Annotated in this window: 16 protein-coding genes; 3 read left to right on the top strand and 13 right to left on the bottom strand. The window is 62.0% G+C overall.

What is annotated here, in order from left to right; all coding sequences use genetic code 11:
• Positions 1 to 75: 75 nt before the first annotated feature.
• From lpxD to rpsB, 11 genes are all read right to left on the bottom strand, one after another.
• Entirely contained in the window at positions 76 to 1,089 is a 1,014-nt protein-coding gene (lpxD, locus tag F462_RS13025) for a UDP-3-O-(3-hydroxymyristoyl)glucosamine N-acyltransferase (RefSeq protein ID WP_081911337.1), read from the bottom strand.
• Entirely contained in the window at positions 1,067 to 1,570 is a 504-nt protein-coding gene (locus tag F462_RS01185; protein WP_038050979.1) for an OmpH/Skp family outer membrane protein, read from the bottom strand. The genes lpxD and F462_RS01185 overlap by 23 nt, the downstream gene beginning before the upstream one ends.
• A gap of 53 nt (positions 1,571 to 1,623) precedes the next feature.
• On the bottom strand, positions 1,624 to 3,957 hold the full coding sequence (gene bamA / locus F462_RS01180; protein WP_371180478.1) for an outer membrane protein assembly factor BamA: 2,334 nt from the start codon (positions 3,955 to 3,957) through the stop codon (positions 1,624 to 1,626).
• A gap of 72 nt (positions 3,958 to 4,029) precedes the next feature.
• Complete coding sequence (gene rseP, locus F462_RS01175; protein WP_038050975.1) at positions 4,030 to 5,391, bottom strand: RIP metalloprotease RseP; 1,362 nt, start codon at positions 5,389 to 5,391, stop codon at positions 4,030 to 4,032.
• Positions 5,388 to 6,587, bottom strand: a complete 1,200-nt coding sequence (gene ispC, locus F462_RS01170) for a 1-deoxy-D-xylulose-5-phosphate reductoisomerase (protein ID WP_038050972.1) — start codon at positions 6,585 to 6,587, stop codon at positions 5,388 to 5,390. Before ispC ends, rseP begins: the two co-directional genes overlap by 4 nt.
• Positions 6,588 to 6,603: 16 nt before the next feature.
• Complete coding sequence (locus F462_RS01165) at positions 6,604 to 7,440, bottom strand: phosphatidate cytidylyltransferase (protein ID WP_038050970.1); 837 nt, start codon at positions 7,438 to 7,440, stop codon at positions 6,604 to 6,606.
• Complete coding sequence (gene uppS / locus F462_RS01160) at positions 7,433 to 8,185, bottom strand: polyprenyl diphosphate synthase (RefSeq protein WP_038050969.1); 753 nt, start codon at positions 8,183 to 8,185, stop codon at positions 7,433 to 7,435. The genes F462_RS01165 and uppS overlap by 8 nt, the downstream gene beginning before the upstream one ends.
• Before the next feature lie 12 nt (positions 8,186 to 8,197).
• Positions 8,198 to 8,755 carry a ribosome recycling factor gene (gene frr / locus F462_RS01155; protein ID WP_038050967.1) on the bottom strand — a complete coding sequence of 186 codons (558 nt, stop codon included), beginning with the start codon at positions 8,753 to 8,755 and terminating at the stop codon, positions 8,198 to 8,200.
• The gene (gene pyrH / locus F462_RS01150; protein ID WP_038050965.1) at positions 8,748 to 9,485 is read right to left on the bottom strand and encodes a UMP kinase; all 738 of its coding nucleotides are present in this window, start codon (positions 9,483 to 9,485) and stop codon (positions 8,748 to 8,750) included. The genes frr and pyrH overlap by 8 nt, the downstream gene beginning before the upstream one ends.
• A gap of 104 nt (positions 9,486 to 9,589) precedes the next feature.
• Entirely contained in the window at positions 9,590 to 10,459 is an 870-nt protein-coding gene (gene tsf / locus F462_RS01145) for a translation elongation factor Ts (RefSeq protein ID WP_018141025.1), read from the bottom strand.
• A gap of 61 nt (positions 10,460 to 10,520) precedes the next feature.
• The gene (rpsB, locus tag F462_RS01140) at positions 10,521 to 11,294 is read right to left on the bottom strand and encodes a 30S ribosomal protein S2 (RefSeq protein WP_038050962.1); all 774 of its coding nucleotides are present in this window, start codon (positions 11,292 to 11,294) and stop codon (positions 10,521 to 10,523) included.
• Positions 11,295 to 11,538: 244 nt separating this feature from the next.
• Between rpsB and map the strand changes: the two genes are divergently transcribed.
• Both map and glnD read left to right on the top strand, forming a co-directional pair.
• Positions 11,539 to 12,324: a type I methionyl aminopeptidase gene (gene map, locus F462_RS01135; RefSeq protein WP_018141023.1), complete on the top strand. Its 786-nt coding sequence runs from the start codon at positions 11,539 to 11,541 to the stop codon at positions 12,322 to 12,324.
• A 45-nt stretch (positions 12,325 to 12,369) separates the two neighbouring features.
• Positions 12,370 to 15,045 carry a [protein-PII] uridylyltransferase gene (gene glnD, locus F462_RS01130; RefSeq protein WP_038050961.1) on the top strand — a complete coding sequence of 892 codons (2,676 nt, stop codon included), beginning with the start codon at positions 12,370 to 12,372 and terminating at the stop codon, positions 15,043 to 15,045.
• A gap of 7 nt (positions 15,046 to 15,052) precedes the next feature.
• Here glnD and F462_RS01125 read toward each other — a convergent pair whose 3' ends face one another.
• Both F462_RS01125 and F462_RS01120 read right to left on the bottom strand, forming a co-directional pair.
• Positions 15,053 to 15,817 carry an OmpA/MotB family protein gene (locus F462_RS01125; protein WP_038050960.1) on the bottom strand — a complete coding sequence of 255 codons (765 nt, stop codon included), beginning with the start codon at positions 15,815 to 15,817 and terminating at the stop codon, positions 15,053 to 15,055.
• Positions 15,817 to 16,869 (bottom strand): hypothetical protein, encoded by a 1,053-nt coding sequence (locus F462_RS01120; RefSeq protein WP_038050958.1) that lies wholly within the window; start codon positions 16,867 to 16,869, stop codon positions 15,817 to 15,819. Before F462_RS01120 ends, F462_RS01125 begins: the two co-directional genes overlap by 1 nt.
• Positions 16,870 to 17,129: 260 nt before the next feature.
• Here F462_RS01120 and F462_RS01115 point away from each other — a divergent pair, with 260 nt between their 5' ends.
• Complete coding sequence (locus F462_RS01115) at positions 17,130 to 18,194, top strand: phosphate/phosphite/phosphonate ABC transporter substrate-binding protein (protein ID WP_038050957.1); 1,065 nt, start codon at positions 17,130 to 17,132, stop codon at positions 18,192 to 18,194.
• Positions 18,195 to 18,574 lie beyond the last annotated feature (380 nt).

The following is an 18,574-nucleotide window of genomic DNA, read 5'->3' as shown; positions in this document are numbered from 1 at the left end:
CAGCCGGGCCGCCGAGCGGAGATCCAGTACGACGTTCGGTCCAGACCCGGCTTACGCCCGCCGGGTCCGGGTTAGTTAGCGCGCCATCCGTCGCAGACGCGCCAACATCCGGTTCCACAATCGTGCCTCCTGGTGTGGCACACCGGATGCGTACTCACCAGGACGTTCGATCGAACGCGTAACCAGAGTCATTGCATGGAGGGTCACGTGATCCGCGATGGAAAGATGCCCGAGGATGCCAACCCCGCCACCAATTGCGCAATGCGCTCCAATTCGGGCACTGCCTGCAATTCCGACGCAGCCAGCAATGGCCGTATGGTCGCCAATCTCGACGTTATGGGCAACATGAACGAGGTTGTCGATCTTCACACCCGTGCCAATTCGCGTATCGTGCAAGGCGCCTCGGTCGATAGTGGTGTTCGCACCAATTTCCACCTCTGCGCCAATTACGACACCACCGAGCTGTTCGATTTTCTCCCAGCCCAATTCCCCCGCTGGTGCAAACCCGAAACCATCCGCCCCAATTACGCAACCACTGTGAAGGATGCAGCGTTCTCCGACGGTCACGTCGTCGAGAAGCGTCACTCGCGGGTGCAGAAAGCTGCGGGCACCCACCTGGCTCCCCCGGCCCACGCAGCAATGCGCCCCGATCACTGCACCAGCGCCCACCACTGCCCCGGCGCTAATCACTGCACCCACGCCGACGTGAGCATCCGGCGCGATCGCGGCTGACGCATCCACGGTCGCGGTGGAATGAATTCCCGGGTCACACGCTCGATGCCCAGCACCGAGATACTGGCTTACCCGGGCATATCCCAGATAGACATCCTCGATCTCAAGCAGAGTACGGCCCGGCCTCAAGGGCAGATTCGCACCAGCCGGAACCAGCACCACCCCAGCCGCACTCGCCTGTAGCGCCTCGGCATGGCGGTCGGCATGAACCACGAAACTGAGATCCTCTGATCTGGCGGTCGACAGGGGCGCAAGGCCCGTCACACGGCGCCCCTCGTCCCCGGCGAGATGGGCGCCTAGCATCTCCGCCAGTTCACGTGCGGAATACCCGCCTTCAGTCGCGCTGCATTGCGGCAAGGATATCGTCCGTGATGTCGATTCGATCACTGGCGTACAGCACATTCCGCTCGGTCAGGATCAGATCGATGTCGCGCTCGCGCGCAAGGTCTACAATGGCATCATTGATCCGGCGCTGAAGCTTTGCCAGCTCCTCATTGCGTCGCACGTTCAAGTCCTCACTGAAACTTTCCTGGGCGCGCCTGAATTCCCGCGAGCGCTGGGAAAACTCACGCTCCAGATCCGCCCGTTCCGAGGGGTTCATCAAATCCCCGTCACGCTCCAGGCGGTCGCGCAAACGCTGTAACTCCTCGCGCTCGGCCACCAACTCCGAATCGCGCGGCGAAAACTCCCTTTCCAGCTCGCGCATGGCCTCCTCGGCCTGCGGCGAATCCTCGAGAATCCGATTCATGGTGACGAAGGCCACGTTCTGGGCCCCGGCCACTGCCGGAACGGCCAACCAGCCCGTCGCGATCAAGGCCACCGCCGCCACTGCCGCCATCCAGGATCTCATGCGCCCTCCCGATGCCCTAGCATCGCTTGCACTCGTCACGGTCAGAAGCTCGCACCCAGCAGGAACTGGAAGCGCTGCAAATCGTCGCCCGGCTGATTATTGAACGGCTCGGCCACGCTGAAGCTCAACGGCCCGACCGGAGAGAACCAGGTCACCGCAAAACCCGCCGAGGCCCGAAGCTCGCTGGTATCGAAGTCCGAGACCTCGTTGAACACGTTACCCGCGTCCACGAAGGTACTCATCCGCACCGCGTCATTGTCGGCGGCAAAAGGCAGTGGGTAGAACAACTCGGCGGACAAGGTCGTCCGGAATCGACCTCCGTAGGGGTCGTCATTGGAGTCTCGAGTCGCAGGGTCCCCATCCCGCAAGGGACGCTGGTCACCCAGTCGGTTGTCTTCGTACCCACGAACGGACCGGATGCCGCCCGCAAACAGGCGCTCATAGAACGGCAGCTCGTCACCACCGTAACCATCGCCATAGGCAAGACCCGCCGACATGCTGAACGAATAGCGATCAGACAAGCGGAAAATCTCCTGGCCCGAATAGGTCAGCTTGTAGAACTCGCGGTCACTACCCGGCAGTGCCACCTCCAATCCGACGCGGTGGCGACGCCCTTCGGACGCAAAGGTCGTGCTGTCCCGCGTATCGTGGACGTAGCTGGTCTCGATCTTGTAGAGATTCGCGGAAGACCCGAACTCGTCCAGCTCATCAATGATTTCGTCCGGTGTCCGGATACGTCCACTGCCCGATTCCACCGTCTGGATATCGATATGCTCGAATCCCGGTCGAACCTGAAGCCGATCGAACTCCGACAACGGGATCCCGTAGGTGACGTCGAAGCCATACCGGTTGGAGGAGTACCGCGAGATGTTGGCTTCCTCAGCGTCAATCTTTCGGTAAAACACGGAAAAGCCGCGGCTGGCTCCGGCTGGCGTGAAGTGCGGGTTGGTGACGCTCATCCGGAAAATCTGGTTCACACGGCTCGTGCTGACGTCCGCGGAAAACCGGTTACCGGTACCCAGGAAGTTGTCTTGGGTCAGACCTGCCGTCAGCAAAAGTCCCTGGTTCTGCGAGAAACCCGCCCCCAGCGACAAGGCCCCTGATTGCTGTTCGGTGACCGTGATGTTCAGGTCCACCTCGTCATCGGTGCCGGCAACCCGCTCGGTTTCTACATTCACGCTCTGAACGAACGGAAGCCGCTGAATCCGAACCCGCGAGCGATCCACCAGCGCGCCGTTGTACCAGGCACTTTCCATCTGCCGTAGTTCTCGGCGATAGACCCGTTCTTCGGTATTTCGGTTACCGGTTATCCGGATGTTGCGGACGTAGACTCGGGGTCCCGGATCGACGAAGAACGTAATCTGGACCTCTCGGGCGTCCTCGTCGACGTCTGGCACGGGATTCACGTTGGCAAACGCAAAGCCTTCCCGGGTCAGGCGTTCGCTGATCCGCTCCGCGGACTCTGTAACTTGGCTGCGCGAGAATGGGGCGTCGATGTCCACTTCAATCAGGCTTTCCAGCTCATCTCGGGGGATCACGAAATCCCCGGCCAGATCCACACCCGTCACGGTGTAACGCTCGCCTTCGTCTACGTTAATGGTGATGAACAGATCCCGGCGATCCGGGGTCAATGTCACCTGGGTGGAGTCGATATCGAACTCTAGAAAACCCTGATCAAGATAATGCGACCGTAGCTGTTCCAGGTCGCCGGAGAGCTTTTCGCGCGAATAGTTGTCACGGCGGCTAAAGAAGGCCCACCAACGCGGGACGCCAGACTCAAAACGACGCGTCAGTTCGCGCGTTGTAAAGGTCTCGTTACCGACTACGTTGACCTGTCGGATCTTCGCCACCGGCCCTTCGGCGATATCGATCTCGATGTCCACGCGGTTACGCGGCAGGTCGACGATCTCCACATCGATCTGAACGTTATAGCGACCCCGAGCGAAATATTGCTGTCGGAGTTCGCTTTCGATCCGATCCAGCATGGTCCGGTTGAATACCCGGCCCGAGCGCAAGCCTGCCGAGTCAAGTGCCTCGCGCAATCCGTCATCGGGGATGTCGCGGTTACCGGAGAAGTTGATTTCGTTGATAGCGGGTCGTTCGGAGACGATCACCACCAGGACATCTCCGCGCCGCGCAATCTCGACGTCGTCAAAGAAGCCGGTCTGGAACAATTCACGGATTACTTCCGGGCTGCGACTATCGTCGAAGGTATCGCCCACCTGAACCGGCAGGTAACTGAGAGCGGTACCGGCGGTAATCCGCTCCAGCCCCTCGATTTCGATGTCCTCGATCTCGTAGGCCTGGCTCCAGGCCGTACCCGCCAGGCCCAAAAAACTGACCAGGACCATTGCTCTCAAGCTGTTTCGCGCCATGCTCTCCGCCAAAAAAAGGCCGCTCGGTGGCTTGACCGAAGGCACCCAGGGTGCGCTTCCAGGCGCCTCCGCCTATCCGAACAGTCGTGTCAAATCATTGTACAGGGCCAGTGTCATCAACCCCGCAATCGCCAGCAAACCCACCTGCTGGCCAATCATCTGGGTCCGCTCCGACACCGGACTCCCCTTCACCGCCTCAGCGGCGTAATACAGCAAGTGCCCGCCATCCAGCATCGGGATGGGAAGCAGGTTGATGATCCCGAGCGAGACACTGACCAGCCCGAGAAAACCCAGAAACGCCGAGATCCCGATCACCGCCGAGACGCCCGCGAATTCGGCTATGGTAACTGGTCCGCTGATATTTTTAACCGAAGCGTCTCCGGTAACCATGCGCCAAAGGATCCCCAGGGTCAGCGTCGTTACATCCCAGGTGCGCTCGATTCCTGAAACGAAAGCCGAAATCGGACCCTGCCGGACCAGCACGGCCATATCGCGTGCCGCGGACTGATCGGTGTCCACCCCCGCCCCAATGCGCCCGATTGTGGTGCCGTCCGCGTCCACCGGTTCGGGACTCATACGCAGCTCTAGCGTGCGACCATCCCGCTCAACCGTTACCTGTAAGTCCGACTCGGGATGTGCCCGGACCACCTCGACCCAGCGATCCCAGTCCCCCACCGGCTCACCGCCCACCGCCAGAACCCGATCCCCCACCTCGAGCCCCGCCGCTGCGGCAGGGCTTCCCCCCTCTACCGAGCCGATACGGGGCTCCAGCATCGGGCGATAAGGACGCAATCCGACCCTTTCGAGAAACTGGCCCTCTCCCAGCAGCCCTTGGCGGTCGCTAAGATCCAAGTCGTGCTCGACCTCGCGCCCATCCTCTTCGCGCAGCAACAGCGCCACTCGTTCGCCGCGTACTGCGTGATCGAGCAGCCGTAGATTAGCCTGTTCCCAGTCCACCACTGCGCGATCACCCACGCGCAGGATCTCCTGACCCCGCTCGAGGCCGGCTGCGGCTGCGGGCGTGTCCGGCGCAATCTCGCCCAGCACCGGCTTAACCCCACCCACTCCGACCATGAACATCACTGCATACAGCACGATCGCCAGCAGGAAGTTCGCGGCAGGGCCCGCCGACACGACAAAAGTGCGCGCGCTCAGGCTTTTCTGGTTGAATGCCCGCGCTACATCCGCTGGCGGAACGGTTCCTTCGCGTTCGTCCAGCATCTTGACGTAACCGCCTAGCGGCACCGCAGCAATCACGAATTCCGTTCGATCACGCCCGAAGTGACGCGTGAACAACGGCCGGCCGAAACCAACCGAAAAGCGCAGCACCTTTACACCCATCATCCGAGCAGCCAGGTAATGCCCGTACTCGTGCACCGTGACCAGAATGCCAATGGCCACAAGAAAGGCCAGTACGCTCGTCAGGAACGTCATGAGACCACGTTCCGGGTCTTCGCGACCCACTCAGACGCCACCTCGCGCCCCCTTTGGTCCGCGCTCAGGACCCGTTCCAAAGAGTCCACCGGCTCCGCCTCGATTGCATCCAGCGTGGCGGCGATCACCGTTGGGATTTCGCTGAAGGCCAGCTCTTCCTGAAGAAAGGCCTCAACCGCAACCTCGTTGGCCGCGTTCAGAACAGCGGTGGCGGTCCCCCCTCGCTCCAGGGCCTTATAGGCCAGACCCAGCGCGGGGAACCGAGCCGCCTCGGGCTCATAGAATTCGAGCTTGCCCATCGCCAGCACATCCAGTGGCTGCACGCCAGACTCCATGCGCTCCGGCCAAGCCAGCGCATGCGCGATGGGGGTACGCATGTCGGGGTTCCCGAGCTGCGCCAGCACCGAGCCATCGTCGTAGGCCACCATGGAGTGCACGATGCTCTGCGGATGCAGCACGACCTGGATCATCGAGGGTTCGACGGCAAACAGCCAGCAGGCCTCGATCACCTCCAGTCCCTTGTTCATCATCGTCGCCGAATCCACGGAGATCTTGCGGCCCATATCCCAGTTGGGATGAGCACAGGCCTCGTCCGGCGTAATGCCCGCAAAACTGTCCAGTGGGCGGTCACGGAACGGCCCTCCCGAAGCCGTGAGCCAAATTCGACGGGCCCCATGGGGCGTCACTGACTCCGCGCATACATAGCCATTGGGAAGACACTGGAAAATGGCATTATGTTCGGAGTCGATCGGCAACAGGCAGGCACCGGAGCGGCGCACGGAATCCATCAGCAAGGCCCCGGACATCACCAGCGCCTCCTTATTCGCCAGCAGAACGCGCTTGCCTGCCTCTGCGGCGGCCAACGTCGGCAACAATCCGGCTGCCCCGACAATCGCGGCCATAACGGCATCCACCCGAGGCTCACGGGCCACTTCAGCAAGTGCCTCCACCCCCGTACGAACCTCGGTGTTGCAGCCCGCAGCCGCCAGTGCCGTGCGCAACCCCTCAGCCGCCTCGACGTCCACCATGACCGCTACCGCAGGCTGATGGCGAAGGCATTGCTCACGCATCCGCTCCACGTTGCGATGGGCGGTCAGGGCATGGATGCAATAGCGATCTGGCTGGCGCGCGACCACATCGAGCGTACTGAGCCCAATGCTGCCGGTGGAACCAAGAATGGTAAGCTGCGTCGTCATGGGCACCTGTCTGCGCTCAGGCCGCCGCCGGGGGCGCCGGAATGAGCGCTAGCCACAGCAGACCCGCCAGGAAGACCGGTGCGGCTGCGACCATGCTGTCGAACCGATCCAGAATACCCCCGTGGCCGGGCAGCAAGGAACCGCTGTCCTTCTCTCCGGCTTCACGCTTGAGGATGCTCTCGAACAAATCCCCCACCACCGAGACCAGCCCGATCAATACGGAAAGCAGCAGGAACACCAACGCATCCATGGGCTCAAGGCCCCAGATCGCCGCCCCCACAATCGCGAACATCAGCACGGTGACGAGTCCGCCGAACAGCCCCTCCCGCGTTTTCCCTGGACTGATATGCGGTGCAAGTGGGTTGCGCCCGAAGGTCTTACCGGCGAAATAAGCGCCGGTATCCGCGAGGCCTACAAGCACCACGAGATAGACCACCAGCAGTGGCACCAACGCATGCAACCAGACCAAACTCATCCCGGCTGGCACCAATGCCACGATCGCCGCGAGCGCGAACAGGTGGCCACGGTGCGCCTTTTCGTCCACCTCGCGCTCCCGATAGAACGGGAGTATCAGAAGGACGACCAACCACCAGAGTAGAACCAGCCCGAGAATCAGATAGTGCAATGCCCCGATCGGGCTCGCCCCAAGTGCCAACACCGGTATGACGACGCCCGCCACCAGCAATCCCCTGGCACTTGCGCCCCGGAGCCCTGCCAATCCAGCCCACTCCCACGTCGCCAAACCCAGAATCAGCGACACCAGCAACAGCACGGCCCAGTTCGGCCCCCAGGCCACCAGCGCCAAAGCCGGCAGGCCCAGTACTGAAGCCGTCAGAATGCGTTGCTTAAGCATGCGGCGCCTCATTGTTCGCAGTGCCCGTCGAGGCCGTCGATAAGCGCCCAAACCGTCGCTGGCGGCTTGTGTACCAGGCCAGCCCTTGCTCCAGCTCAGTCGCCGTCACCTCGGGCCAAAACGCCTCAAGGAACAGCAGTTCCGCATACGCCGCCTGCCAGAGAAGAAAATTGCTGATGCGCCGCTCACCTCCCGTACGGATTAGAAGATCCACGTCGGGCATACCGGCCGTACTCAAGTAACTGGCAAACTCTACCTCGGAATCGCGTCCCTCATCGCCCTCCGCCGCCCAGCGTCGGGCCGCTTGCAGGATGTCCCAGCGCCCGCCATAGCCCAGTGCGACCACGAGCCGCATCTGCTCGTTGCCCGCAGAGGCCTGCTCCGCTTCGGACATCCGGGCCTGCAACGCTGTGGGGAAGCTGGCGCGATCGCCAATGAAGGTCAACGCGATACCACGTTCGACCAATTCCGGGAGTTCGGCCTCGATTGCCGAGACGAACAGATCGAAGAGGGCGTCGATCTCTTCCTGCGGGCGGCCCCAGTTCTCGCTGCTAAAGGCGAAGAGCGTCAGAGCCCGGACGCCTTGTTCCGCGAAGAATCGAACGGCCTGGCGTGTAGCCTCAAGGCCGGCTCGGTGCCCTTCGGACCGCGACAGACCGCGGGCCTCGGCCCAACGACCGTTGCCATCCATGATAATGGCTACGTGCGCGGGAAGCGCCCCGGTGGGTGTCCTGGTAACCGGCATCGCCAGGGCCGGTCAGACTTCCATCAACTCGGCTTCCTTGTCCGCCAGCATCGCGTCCACCTTGGCGATGTGGTCGTCGGTCAGCTTCTGAATCTGATCCTGGGCCTTGTGTTCGTCGTCCTCGGACATTTCCTTGTCCTTGACCAGCTGTTTGAATGCATTGTTGGCATCGCGCCGGATGTTGCGCACGGCCACTCGTGCGTGCTCGGCCTCGGCCCTCACGACCTTCACCAGATCCTTCCGGCGTTCTTCGGTCAACGCCGGCAGAGGTACCCGGATCACGGTCCCCATGCTCGCCGGATTGAGCCCCAGGTCAGACGTCATGATCGCCTTCTCGACCTTGCCGACCATGTCCTTTTCATAGGGGACTACCGTCAACGTGCGCGGGTCCTCGGCATTGATATTCGCGACCTGGTTGATCGGGACCTCCATGCCGTAGTAATCCACGTGCACATGTTCGAGCAGCGTGGGGTGCGCACGTCCCGTCCGGATCTTGGACAGTTCGCTACGCAGCGCTTCCAGGCTTTTGTCCATGCGCTCGCGCGCATCCTTGATCGTGGCGTCACTCATTACGGGATCCCTCAACCAGGGTGCCGACCGGTTCGCCCATCACGAGCCGGTGCAGATCGCCCTTTGAAAACATGTTCATTACACGAAGCGGCAAGCCATTGTCACGGCACATCACCAACGCCGTGGTATCCATCACCCCGAGCCGCTGCTCCAGCGCCTCGTCGAACGTCAGCCGCTCGTAACGCCGGGCGTCCTTGCGCGCCATCGGATCGGCATCATAGACCCCGTCGACCTTGGTCGCCTTGATCATGATATCGGCATTAATCTCGATCGCCCGCAGGCTTGCAGCGGAGTCCGTAGTAAAGAATGGATTCCCCGTGCCGGCTGCGAAAACCACGATGCGGCCCTTTTCCAGATGGCGCACCGCCCGCCGACGGATATAGTCTTCGCAAACTTGGTTGATCCGAATCGCAGACATCACGCGCGAAAACCGTCCGGCCCGCTCGATCGCGTCCTGGAGCGCCAGAGAATTGATCACGGTCGCCAGCATGCCCATGTGGTCACCGGTCACCCGGTCCATGCCACCCTGGGCCAACCCTGCACCGCGGAAGATGTTGCCGCCACCAATCACGATGCCGACCTCCACCCCCATGCGGGAGAGCTCCGAGACTTCTTCGGCCACCTGCGCCAGGACATCCGGGTCAACCCCGTAGGATTGCTGGCCCATCAGGGCCTCCCCGCTCAATTTCAAAAGGATGCGCCGATACGCCGGCTGGCTGTCCTGACTCATGGGGTTCCTTATCTCGGGGCTCGTTATGATCTCGCTTGCCAGCTTTTCTGGCCCGTTCATCCAAAAGCGGCCGCTTCAAGCGGCCGCTCCGGAGTCCTGCTGGCTCAGGCGCCGCGCGCCTGCGCCATTACCTCTTCTGCGAAGTTCTCGGTCTTCTTCTCGATCCCCTCGCCCACCTCGTAGCGGATGAAACCGGCAACGGAGGCACCCTTGCCTTCCAGCAACTGACCAACGGTTTGATCCGGGTCTTTCACGAAGGGCTGACCGACCAGAGTGATCTCACCGAGGTATTTGCGAATCCGGCCTTCGATCATCTTTTCAATGATGTTTTCCGGCTTGCCAGATTCCTCGGCCTGCGCCTTGAAGATCGCGCGTTCCTTGTCCAGCAACTCCGTCGGCACTTCTGTTTCGTCGACGCACACCGGATGGCTCGCAGCGATGTGCATCGCGACATCCTTCGCCAGGGCCTCATCTCCACCGTTCAGGGCGACCACAACGCCAATTCGCACGCCATGCTGGTAGAAGCCCAGCGCGCCTTCGGCCTTCATGCGCTCGAAACGGCGTACCTGGACGTTCTCGCCGACCTTGGCGATCAGCTGAGTGCGCTGCTCTTCCAGGGTCTGGCCGTCGACGGTCTCGGACATCAAGCTTTCGACCGAATCCGCAGCGGTCTTCAGCGCGACGTTGGCGCAGGTACCGGTGAAGGCGCGGAAGTTATCGTCATTCCCCACGAAATCCGTTTCGCAGTTGATCTCCACGATCACCGCCTGCGAACCCTCGTTGGCAATTTCGATGCGACCTTCGGCCGCCACGCGACCGGCCTTCTTGTCCGCCTTGGCCATGCCCGACTTGCGCATCGCTTCGACTGCGGCTTCGAGGTCACCACCGGTTTCGGTCAGGGCCTTCTTGCACTCCATCATGCCAGCGCCAGTGCGCTCGCGCAGTTCTTTCACTTGTGCAGCAGTAATCTGCATCGTTACATACTCCTGAAATCGTGCTTGGACCGGCTACCTAGGGGATAGCCGGCCCCTGTTATCAAGCGGGGTTCGCGGGCGAGGCGGTGTCCGAACCTTCCGCGGCGGCGGCCGGCTCGGCGGACGCTTCCTCGTTCACGCCACCCGTGGCCACTGCGCCCTTGGCTTCGATGATGGTGTCGGCGATGGCAGCCACATAGAGCTGAATCGCGCGCATCGCGTCATCGTTGCCGGGGATCACGTAGTCCACGCCTTCCGGGGAGTGATTCGAGTCGACCACGGCCACCACCGGGATGCCGCGCTTCTTCGCTTCCGCCACGGCAATCTTCTCGTAGCCGACATCGATCACGAACATGGCGTCAGGCATGCGGTTCATGTCCTTGATGCCGCCCAAGGTCCGGTCCAGCTTTTCCTTTTCGCGGCGACGGCTCAGGGCCTCGCGCTTGTTCAGGACCTGGAAGCTGCCGTCCGCGTCCATCGTCTCGAGATCCTTCAGGCGCTTGATCGACTGCTTGACCGTATTGAAGTTGGTCAGCATGCCGCCGAGCCAGCGGTGGCTCACGTGCGGCATACCGCAGCGACGCGCCTCTTCACCGACCACGTCGCGTGCCGAGCGCTTGGTGCCGACAAACAGGATGTGGCCACCGTCGGCGGCGATCTTGCCGAGGAAGTTCAACGCGTCGTTGAACATCGGCAGGGACTTCTCGAGGTTGATGATATGAATCTTGTTGCGCTCACCAAAGATGTACGGGGCCATCTTGGGATGCCAGTAGCGCGTCTGGTGGCCGAAGTGCACACCGGCCTCCAGCATCTGTCGCATAGTCACGAGGGACATGATGTTTCTCCTGTAACGGGTTGAGCCTCCACGCATCCCGATCTGAAACCCGAACCGAATCTTCTTCGCGAGCGGGCACCCGACAGACCGTGCCGATACGTGTGTGGATTAAGGTTTCGCAAGAACCGCCCCAAAAGCGGTCTTCCGGCCCCGCCGAATTGCCAGCGAGGCGCGCGCTTTATAGCATAGGACGCTTACTCGAACCAAACGCCGAGCCCCTCAGGGCGCCGCGGCGGGAGCCCAAATGTCCGTTTCCATCAAGACCCCCGAAGAGATCGAACACATGCGCGTAGCCGGCCGTCTGGCCGCCGAGGTCCTGGAAATGATCGAGCCCCATGTGCAAGCGGGCGTCACCACCGGAGAACTGGACCGGATCTGCCACGACTACATCGTGAACACCCAGGATGCGATCCCGGCCCCGCTGAACTACCGCGGGTTCCCCAAATCCATCTGCACCTCGGTCAATCATCAGGTCTGCCACGGCATCCCGGGTGACCGAAAGCTGAAGAATGGTGACATCCTCAATATCGACATCACCGTGATCAAGAACGGCTTCCATGGCGACACGAGCCGCATGTTTGCCATCGGCAAGGCTGGCATCCAGGCCCAGCGCGTAATCGACGTGGCACGCACCAGCATGTACCTCGGCATTCAACAGGTGCGCCCCGGCGCCACGCTTGGCGACATTGGGCATGCCATACAGCAATATGCCGAAGGCCAGCGCTGTTCCGTAGTGCGGGAGTTCTGCGGTCACGGCATCGGGCGCGGCTTCCACGAAGACCCGCAAGTCCTGCATTACGGCAAACCCGGCACGGGGATGGCACTCGAGGAAGGCATGTGCTTTACCATCGAACCCATGGTCAATGCGGGCCGTCGCCACACTCGGGTGCTTGCGGACGGCTGGACTGCCGTCACCAAGGACCACAGCCCGTCCGCCCAGTGGGAACACACGATTCTGGTAACCGCCGATGGCTACGAGATACTGACCCTGCGCAAGGACGAGACCCCACCGCAGGAGATCGCCGCCTGATTTCAGGCGTTCCCGCCAAAAGCCCGCCCATTCCACGGAGACCCTATGAATCCAGCGGGCAACACACCCGGCGAACTCGACGTCCCCGCCTTCACCCCGGAATGGGGTGACGACTATCAGCGCCTGAGCCGCAACCCCGGGAACATCGCGCTGTTTCGTGATCGCCGACGCGCCATCCTGGAACAGCAGTACCAGGGCTTTCGCGACGGCATGCCCATCACCGACCTGATCCATGGTCATGCGCGGCGCATCGACGAACTGCTCAAGCTGATCTGGGCGCAGAAAGGTCTAGCCGACGACGATCAACTCTGCCTGATCGCCGTAGGGGGGTATGGCCGAGGAGAACTACATCCGGCCTCGGATATCGATATCCAGATCCTCATGGAGAGCGAGAACGACCGTGCCCGGCTGGACCGCATCAGCGAGTTTGTGACCTTTCTTTGGGATATTGGTATCGAGGTCGGCCACAGCGTGCGCAGCCTTGAGGACTGCACGCGCGAAGCTCGCGACGACATCACGGTTGCCACCAACCTGATCGAGGCGCGTTACCTCTCCGGACACCTCGGCCTGTTCAATGATTTTCGCACTGCGATCGGACCAGATCGTATTTGGGATTCGCGCAGCTTCTACGCCGCCAAGCTGGCGGAACAGCAGGCGCGGCACCGCCGGTTTGGCGAGACCGCCTACCGCCTGGAACCCAACGTCAAGGAAGGCCCCGGCGGCCTGCGCGACATCCAGATGATCGGCTGGGTCACCAAACGCCACTACGCGGCCGAACGGATCGAGGAGCTGGTCTCCCTCGGCTTCCTGCGCGAAGGCGAGTTCCGCGAGATGATGGAGGGCCAGAATTTCCTGTGGCGGGTCCGTTTTGCCCTGCACATGCTGGCTGGCCGGCGTGAAGATCGCCTGCTATTCGACCTGCAACGCCAGCTCGCGAACACGTTCGGCTTCGTGGATCAGAACCAGAACCGTGCGGTCGAGCAGTTCATGCAGCGCTACTTCCGCACGATCAACGACCTGGAACGCCTGAACGAGCTCCTGTTGCAGCACTTCAACGAGGCCATTCTCGACGACCCCCAATCGCTTCAGGAACCGATCCGCATCCATCAGCGCTTTCAAATCCGGGGCGGATACCTTGAAGCGGCGCATGACCAGGTCTTCATGATCTATCCACCGGCGCTGCTGGAGGTCTTTCGCCTGCTGCAGGAACACCCGGAAATCCAGGGCATTCGAGCCTCTACGATTCGCCTGATTCGAGCCCACCGCCATTTGATCGACGGTCATTTCCGCCGCAACCCCGTCTGCCGCAAGCTGTTTATGGACATCCTGCGCGCGCCGCGCGGCATCACCAGCCAACTACGGCGGATGAACCGTTACGGGGTTCTGGGCAATTACCTTCCGGCGTTCGGTCGCATCATCGGCCGCATGCAGTACGACCTGTTTCATGCCTATACGGTCGACGAGCACACCCTGAACGTGGTGCGCAATGCCCGCCGCCTGGCCTTGCCGGAGTTCGCCCACGAACAACCCCTCGCCAGCGAGATCCACACCCAGCTGGAGCGACCCGAACGTCTGGTCCTCGCCGCCCTGTTTCACGACATCGCGAAAGGCCGTGGTGGCGATCACTCGGAGCTGGGTGCTCACGACGCACTGCACTTCTGTCAACAGCATGACCTGTCCGACGAAGACGCGGCGATCGTCGCCTGGCTGGTGCGTTCGCACCTGCTGATGTCCCTGACCGCTCAGCGCAAGGATATCTCCGATCCCGACGTGGTCCTGCAGTTCGCGCGCGAGGTGCAGGTGCGCGAGCGCCTCGACCTGCTCTATCTGCTCACCATTGCCGACATCCGTGGCACCAATCCAGAGCTATGGAACAGCTGGAAGGACTCCCTGCTCCAGACGCTCTACCACGCCACCCGCAACGTGTTGGAGCGAGGCCTGGATACGCCTCCGGACATGGAGGAGCAGATCCGCCAGACCCGGAACGAGGCTCTGGCCCTGCTTGAGCATCAGGGGTTCCAGCCCGAGCAGGCCCAGGCCTTGTGGGATGAACTGGACGACGAGTACTTTCTGCGCCACTCCCCGGACGAAATCGCCTGGCACGGGCAGGCCCTGCTACCTCTGGCCATCGAGGCACTTCCCCTCGTCCTCGTTCGCCCCAGAACCTCTCGGGGCAGCACCGAAATCTTCGTGTACGCCGAGGACCATCCGCAGATCTTCGCGCGCATCACCAGCTCTCTGACCCAGCTGGGCCTCGATATCGTCGACGCCCGCATTATCACCACCGCGGGTGGGCGGACGCTGGACACATTTCTGGTGCTGGAAAGTGGGGGCAACCAAACCGTCGACGCCGGATACCGTTGCGAAGAAATCCGCCAGAACCTGGAGCAGGCGCTCCACCGCGAAGGTATTCCAGACACCCCGGTTTCGCGCCAGCTACCGCGTCGCCTGAAGCACTTCGATGTGGATACACGCATTGAGTTCGAGCCTGCTTCCTCGGGCCAGGCGACCCGCGTGCGCCTGCGCGCACTGGACCGACCCGGCCTGCTCTCAACGATCGGGCATATCCTTGCCGCACAGGAGATCGACGTGCGCACAGCCCGCATCGCCACCGCGGGCGAACAGGTCGAGGACAGCTTTCTGCTCAGCCGCCCCGGCCGACAATCTCTAAGCCCCGACGAGCAAGCGACCCTGCGCAAGGCCCTGATCGCGGCGATCTGAAGGGCGATCAGCGGGAACGGGCCTCCAGCGGTTCCGGCTCCGGCTCCGGCGCAGAGGCGTCACCCAGTAGACGGGCCTCGAAGTCGGTCAGAACACTGAACTCCACCCGCCGCGAGGCGGCTCGATCCTCGGCACCGCGGGCATCCAAGACCTTGCGCGACGAAGAGAGCCCAACCGCTGCAACACGTTCGCGAAACCAGTCCGCCTCCTGCAGGGGCTCCAACCGGTAGGCGTACTCCAGGACCGCACGGGTCCGCCGCTGACTAAGATCCATATTGCCGAAATAGGCCTCGATCTCGTTATCGCTCCCGGCCCATTCACTGGAGGTATGGCCCTCAATTCGGACCTCGCGGATGACGCCAGCGAATGGCCGCAGTTGTTCCGCATAGCGCGGGATAAAGTCATCGAGAATCGCCTCGAATCGCGGCCGAATCTGGGCAGAACTGCGTTCAAAAAGCACCTCGGGCTCGCGGAATCGCAAGGTCAGCGTGTCGCGATCCAGCTCCGCATTCCAACGCGGCAGATCCTCACGAAACTCCTCCTCCAGCACCGAGTAAATCGCCGCTCGCAGGGCCGCCGCCTCGTTCCGAACCTCGGTATGGGCCGCGCTTTCGCGCTCGACCTGGACCATGTGCAATAGGGCCAGGAACAGAAAAATCATCATCAAGGCGGCCATCAGGTCCGCCACTGCCAGCCAGTGCGATCCGTGATCGGCTTCTTTACCGGGCCCGCCGCCATGACGCGATCGCAGGCGCGCAATCCACGAAAGCATCAGTTCGTACCGCCGGCGGGGGCCATCACGCTGTCCGTCCCTCGCTGCCAACGGTTCTCCGCTGCATGCCCCGCATGCACGGCGTTCTCGATACTCTCGAGCATCGCCTCCAGTCGCGCATCCATGGCCGGGAACGCTTCGGTCGCGCGATCCCTCAAGGCGGCAATACTGCTCAGCAAGGCCTCAAGCTCCACCGTCTCCCGGCGCAAACTGGAGAGGGTCGACTCCTGATCTTCCACGTGACGCGTAATCTGCAAGGCCTGACCGGTCATGCGTTCAAGGGTCTGTTCGGTCTGCTCCACGCCGGACCGGGCCTGATCAAAGGCCCGATGCAAACTATCCATCTGCTGACGATACTGCTCCTGCCACTCGACGAGTCGTGCCACCGAATCATCCAGCCGGCGGAAATTCTCCCCAAACTGTTCGCCCAGTCGGCTGTTGAAGTCATGGATTACCCTTTCCAACGCCTCGACCAAGTGTCCGCTGCTCATCTCGGTCATGCGTTCGGCCATCGCGCCCAACGTCTGATTCAGGTCCCGGTGCTGACGCTCTAGCCGGGCATCCAAACGCTGATCCATCGCTTGCACGGCCGTAACCAGGTCGCGAGCCGAGGCCTGTTGGTCTCGCATCAACGCGAGCGTTGCTTCCCCACTTCCCTCTACCTGCCCCTCGCCCGAGCCAGGCACTGCCGCCGAACCCGACATCAGGACTTGGAGAAGGCGCAGCACGGCCGCCAAAAGAATCCCCACAATACTGGTAACAAACGCCAGCTTGAGCCCCTCTAGCAATGCCGGGATGCTGGCCTCGACGCGGGCGGCATCAAAATCAATCAAGCCAATCGAAACGCCCAAGAACGTCCCGAGAATCCCCAAAGTGGTCAACAACCCCGGGGCGGCCGCCTGCAGTGCAGTGGCTCGACGCAATGCCAAGGCAGCGAGGGCTGCGACAAAAAGGCCGAAGAGCAGCAGCGAAAAGCCCCCGATCACGGTCATCGGGCTCAATTCGCCGAGCGTGGCAAGCAATGCCTCGGCTAGGCGTTCAAGAATATTCATTTCCTCTCCTCGGCCTTCTACTGGGTCTGGCGAATTGCGATCAGGCCAGAGGCCATGCAAGAAAAACGCCACCGCTCCATTACACCTGGCGGGAGAACCTTCTGCGGGGTAACCCAGCCCCAGATTGACGAGAAGCCGTCACTCATACACTACGATCCCCGAGCCTCACACGGTTCCGACAGATTATTGACGCATCGACGGAGCCATCAAAAAACGCTATATCGATGGGTACCAAGAGCGCCCTAAGGAGACGCCAATTGATGGACGTGCTCAAGCTGGTGCCCCATCGGGTCCGTTCAGCCATTGAGACCCACGCCGATGCAACCGGAAAAAGGGGCCGCCCGACCGCGCGCGCATCGATCGGCGCTCTTCCAGCCAGGCATCCACGTTCCATGGGACCGTCCCGTTCCGCAGACCACGCTCTTCGCTCCATCCGACGGCGGCTGGCCGCATTCATCGCAATCCTGGCCGTATCGGCTTTCGGGGCCACATCATCCGCCCACACAGAGCCGGAATCACTCGCCCTGGGCATCCAGCCATTCGCCAGCCCAACGAGCCTCTTCGAACGTTATGCGCCACTGCGAGACTGGCTTGCCGACACCCTAGATACCCCGGTGCGCATCGAATCCGCGCGTACGTTTTCCGACTTTTTCACGCGCTCACATGAGGGGCGGTACGACCTGCTCCTCACCGCCCCCCATGCGGTGCCGGACCTACTGGACGCAGGCGGGTACCAACTCGTAACCAGCTCCAGTGATCGCCTTGCAGCGGTAGTTCTCGTCAGCCTGGACTCACCACTGCGCAACCTGCAGGACCTGTCCGGGGCCCATATCGCGGCACCCGCCCAAGAAAGCCTGGGTAGCGTGTTGATTAAGAACCTCGCTCAGCAATCACTCTCCCCCGAAATTCCACTGCCTACCTTTCAGCACTACCCTCACCATGGAGCCGCTGTCACCGCCATGCAGCGCGGACTGGCTGACGCCGCTGTGATAGTCATTGATGGGCAGACACTGGTTGCCCGCAATGAGATCGCAGAGGGAGTACCGCGCATGATTTCGCTGGCAGACGGGTCTCTCAAACGGATCATCGGCCAATCGGAACCGTTCCCAGGGATCACCCTGCTCGCTCGCGCGAATCGAATCCCGGACGCGGCTGTGCTCGGCCGCCAACTCGAAGCGCTTGCCGGACAGCCAAACGGGCGCCGCATGCTTCGAGAGATCGGACACAGTGGGTTTGAAGCCGCACACGCATCGGACTACGCGCCTTTTCGCGGCATGCTGGCAGACTCCCTTATCTCCCCACCACCTGCCGCCCATGAGCATTAAATCGCAACAGACTCAATCATTCTGAAACAGGATCAACGCGCTCATATTGTTCACGTAATGCCACAGTCCCTAGTTTGCCTCCGCGACCGGCGGCACCGAGACACCGTTTGAGGCCTTCCAGATCGTCTCCTTAACCGCCATTAAAGCGGGGGCCGCTTGACACCACCCTTCCTCTGACTAACGTACCGGGCCGTCCGACCCCCTTGGCTCTTCGCACCGACCGCGCGCTTGAAGGCTCGCTGCGACGCTGCGTTCAGTTGAGAACGACTACAGGCTCCACCACTGCACCCGCGGGCTCAAAGGGGCGCCCCATTGGTGAACGACCCCACTCTCCTCACAGCAACTCGCCAACAGCCAGAACGGACTTGGCCACGAGCGCG

The organism is Thioalkalivibrio sp. ALJ1 (assembly GCF_000745395.1).
GTDB lineage: Bacteria > Pseudomonadota > Gammaproteobacteria > Ectothiorhodospirales > Ectothiorhodospiraceae > Thioalkalivibrio.
The sequence above is the reverse complement of the archived record's forward strand: the minus strand, read 5'-3'. Positions and strand labels throughout refer to the sequence as shown.

Excerpts from the sequence above, each read along its gene's own strand:
- F462_RS01185 (WP_038050979.1), bottom strand. The coding sequence starts at position 1,570 with ATGGCGGCAGTGGCGGCGGTGGCCTTGATCGCGACGGGCTGGTTGGCC.
- bamA (WP_371180478.1), bottom strand. The coding sequence starts at position 3,957 with ATGGCGCGAAACAGCTTGAGAGCAATGGTCCTGGTCAGTTTTTTGGGC.
- rseP (WP_038050975.1), bottom strand. The coding sequence starts at position 5,391 with ATGACGTTCCTGACGAGCGTACTGGCCTTTCTTGTGGCCATTGGCATT.
- ispC (WP_038050972.1), bottom strand. The coding sequence starts at position 6,587 with ATGACGACGCAGCTTACCATTCTTGGTTCCACCGGCAGCATTGGGCTC.
- F462_RS01165 (WP_038050970.1), bottom strand. The coding sequence starts at position 7,440 with ATGCTTAAGCAACGCATTCTGACGGCTTCAGTACTGGGCCTGCCGGCT.
- uppS (WP_038050969.1), bottom strand. The coding sequence starts at position 8,185 with ATGCCGGTTACCAGGACACCCACCGGGGCGCTTCCCGCGCACGTAGCC.
- frr (WP_038050967.1), bottom strand. The coding sequence starts at position 8,755 with ATGAGTGACGCCACGATCAAGGATGCGCGCGAGCGCATGGACAAAAGC.
- pyrH (WP_038050965.1), bottom strand. The coding sequence starts at position 9,485 with ATGAGTCAGGACAGCCAGCCGGCGTATCGGCGCATCCTTTTGAAATTG.
- tsf (WP_018141025.1), bottom strand. The coding sequence starts at position 10,459 with ATGCAGATTACTGCTGCACAAGTGAAAGAACTGCGCGAGCGCACTGGC.
- rpsB (WP_038050962.1), bottom strand. The coding sequence starts at position 11,294 with ATGTCCCTCGTGACTATGCGACAGATGCTGGAGGCCGGTGTGCACTTC.
- map (WP_018141023.1), top strand. The coding sequence starts at position 11,539 with ATGTCCGTTTCCATCAAGACCCCCGAAGAGATCGAACACATGCGCGTA.
- glnD (WP_038050961.1), top strand. The coding sequence starts at position 12,370 with ATGAATCCAGCGGGCAACACACCCGGCGAACTCGACGTCCCCGCCTTC.
- F462_RS01125 (WP_038050960.1), bottom strand. The coding sequence starts at position 15,817 with ATGCTTTCGTGGATTGCGCGCCTGCGATCGCGTCATGGCGGCGGGCCC.
- F462_RS01120 (WP_038050958.1), bottom strand. The coding sequence starts at position 16,869 with ATGAATATTCTTGAACGCCTAGCCGAGGCATTGCTTGCCACGCTCGGC.
- F462_RS01115 (WP_038050957.1), top strand. The coding sequence starts at position 17,130 with ATGGACGTGCTCAAGCTGGTGCCCCATCGGGTCCGTTCAGCCATTGAG.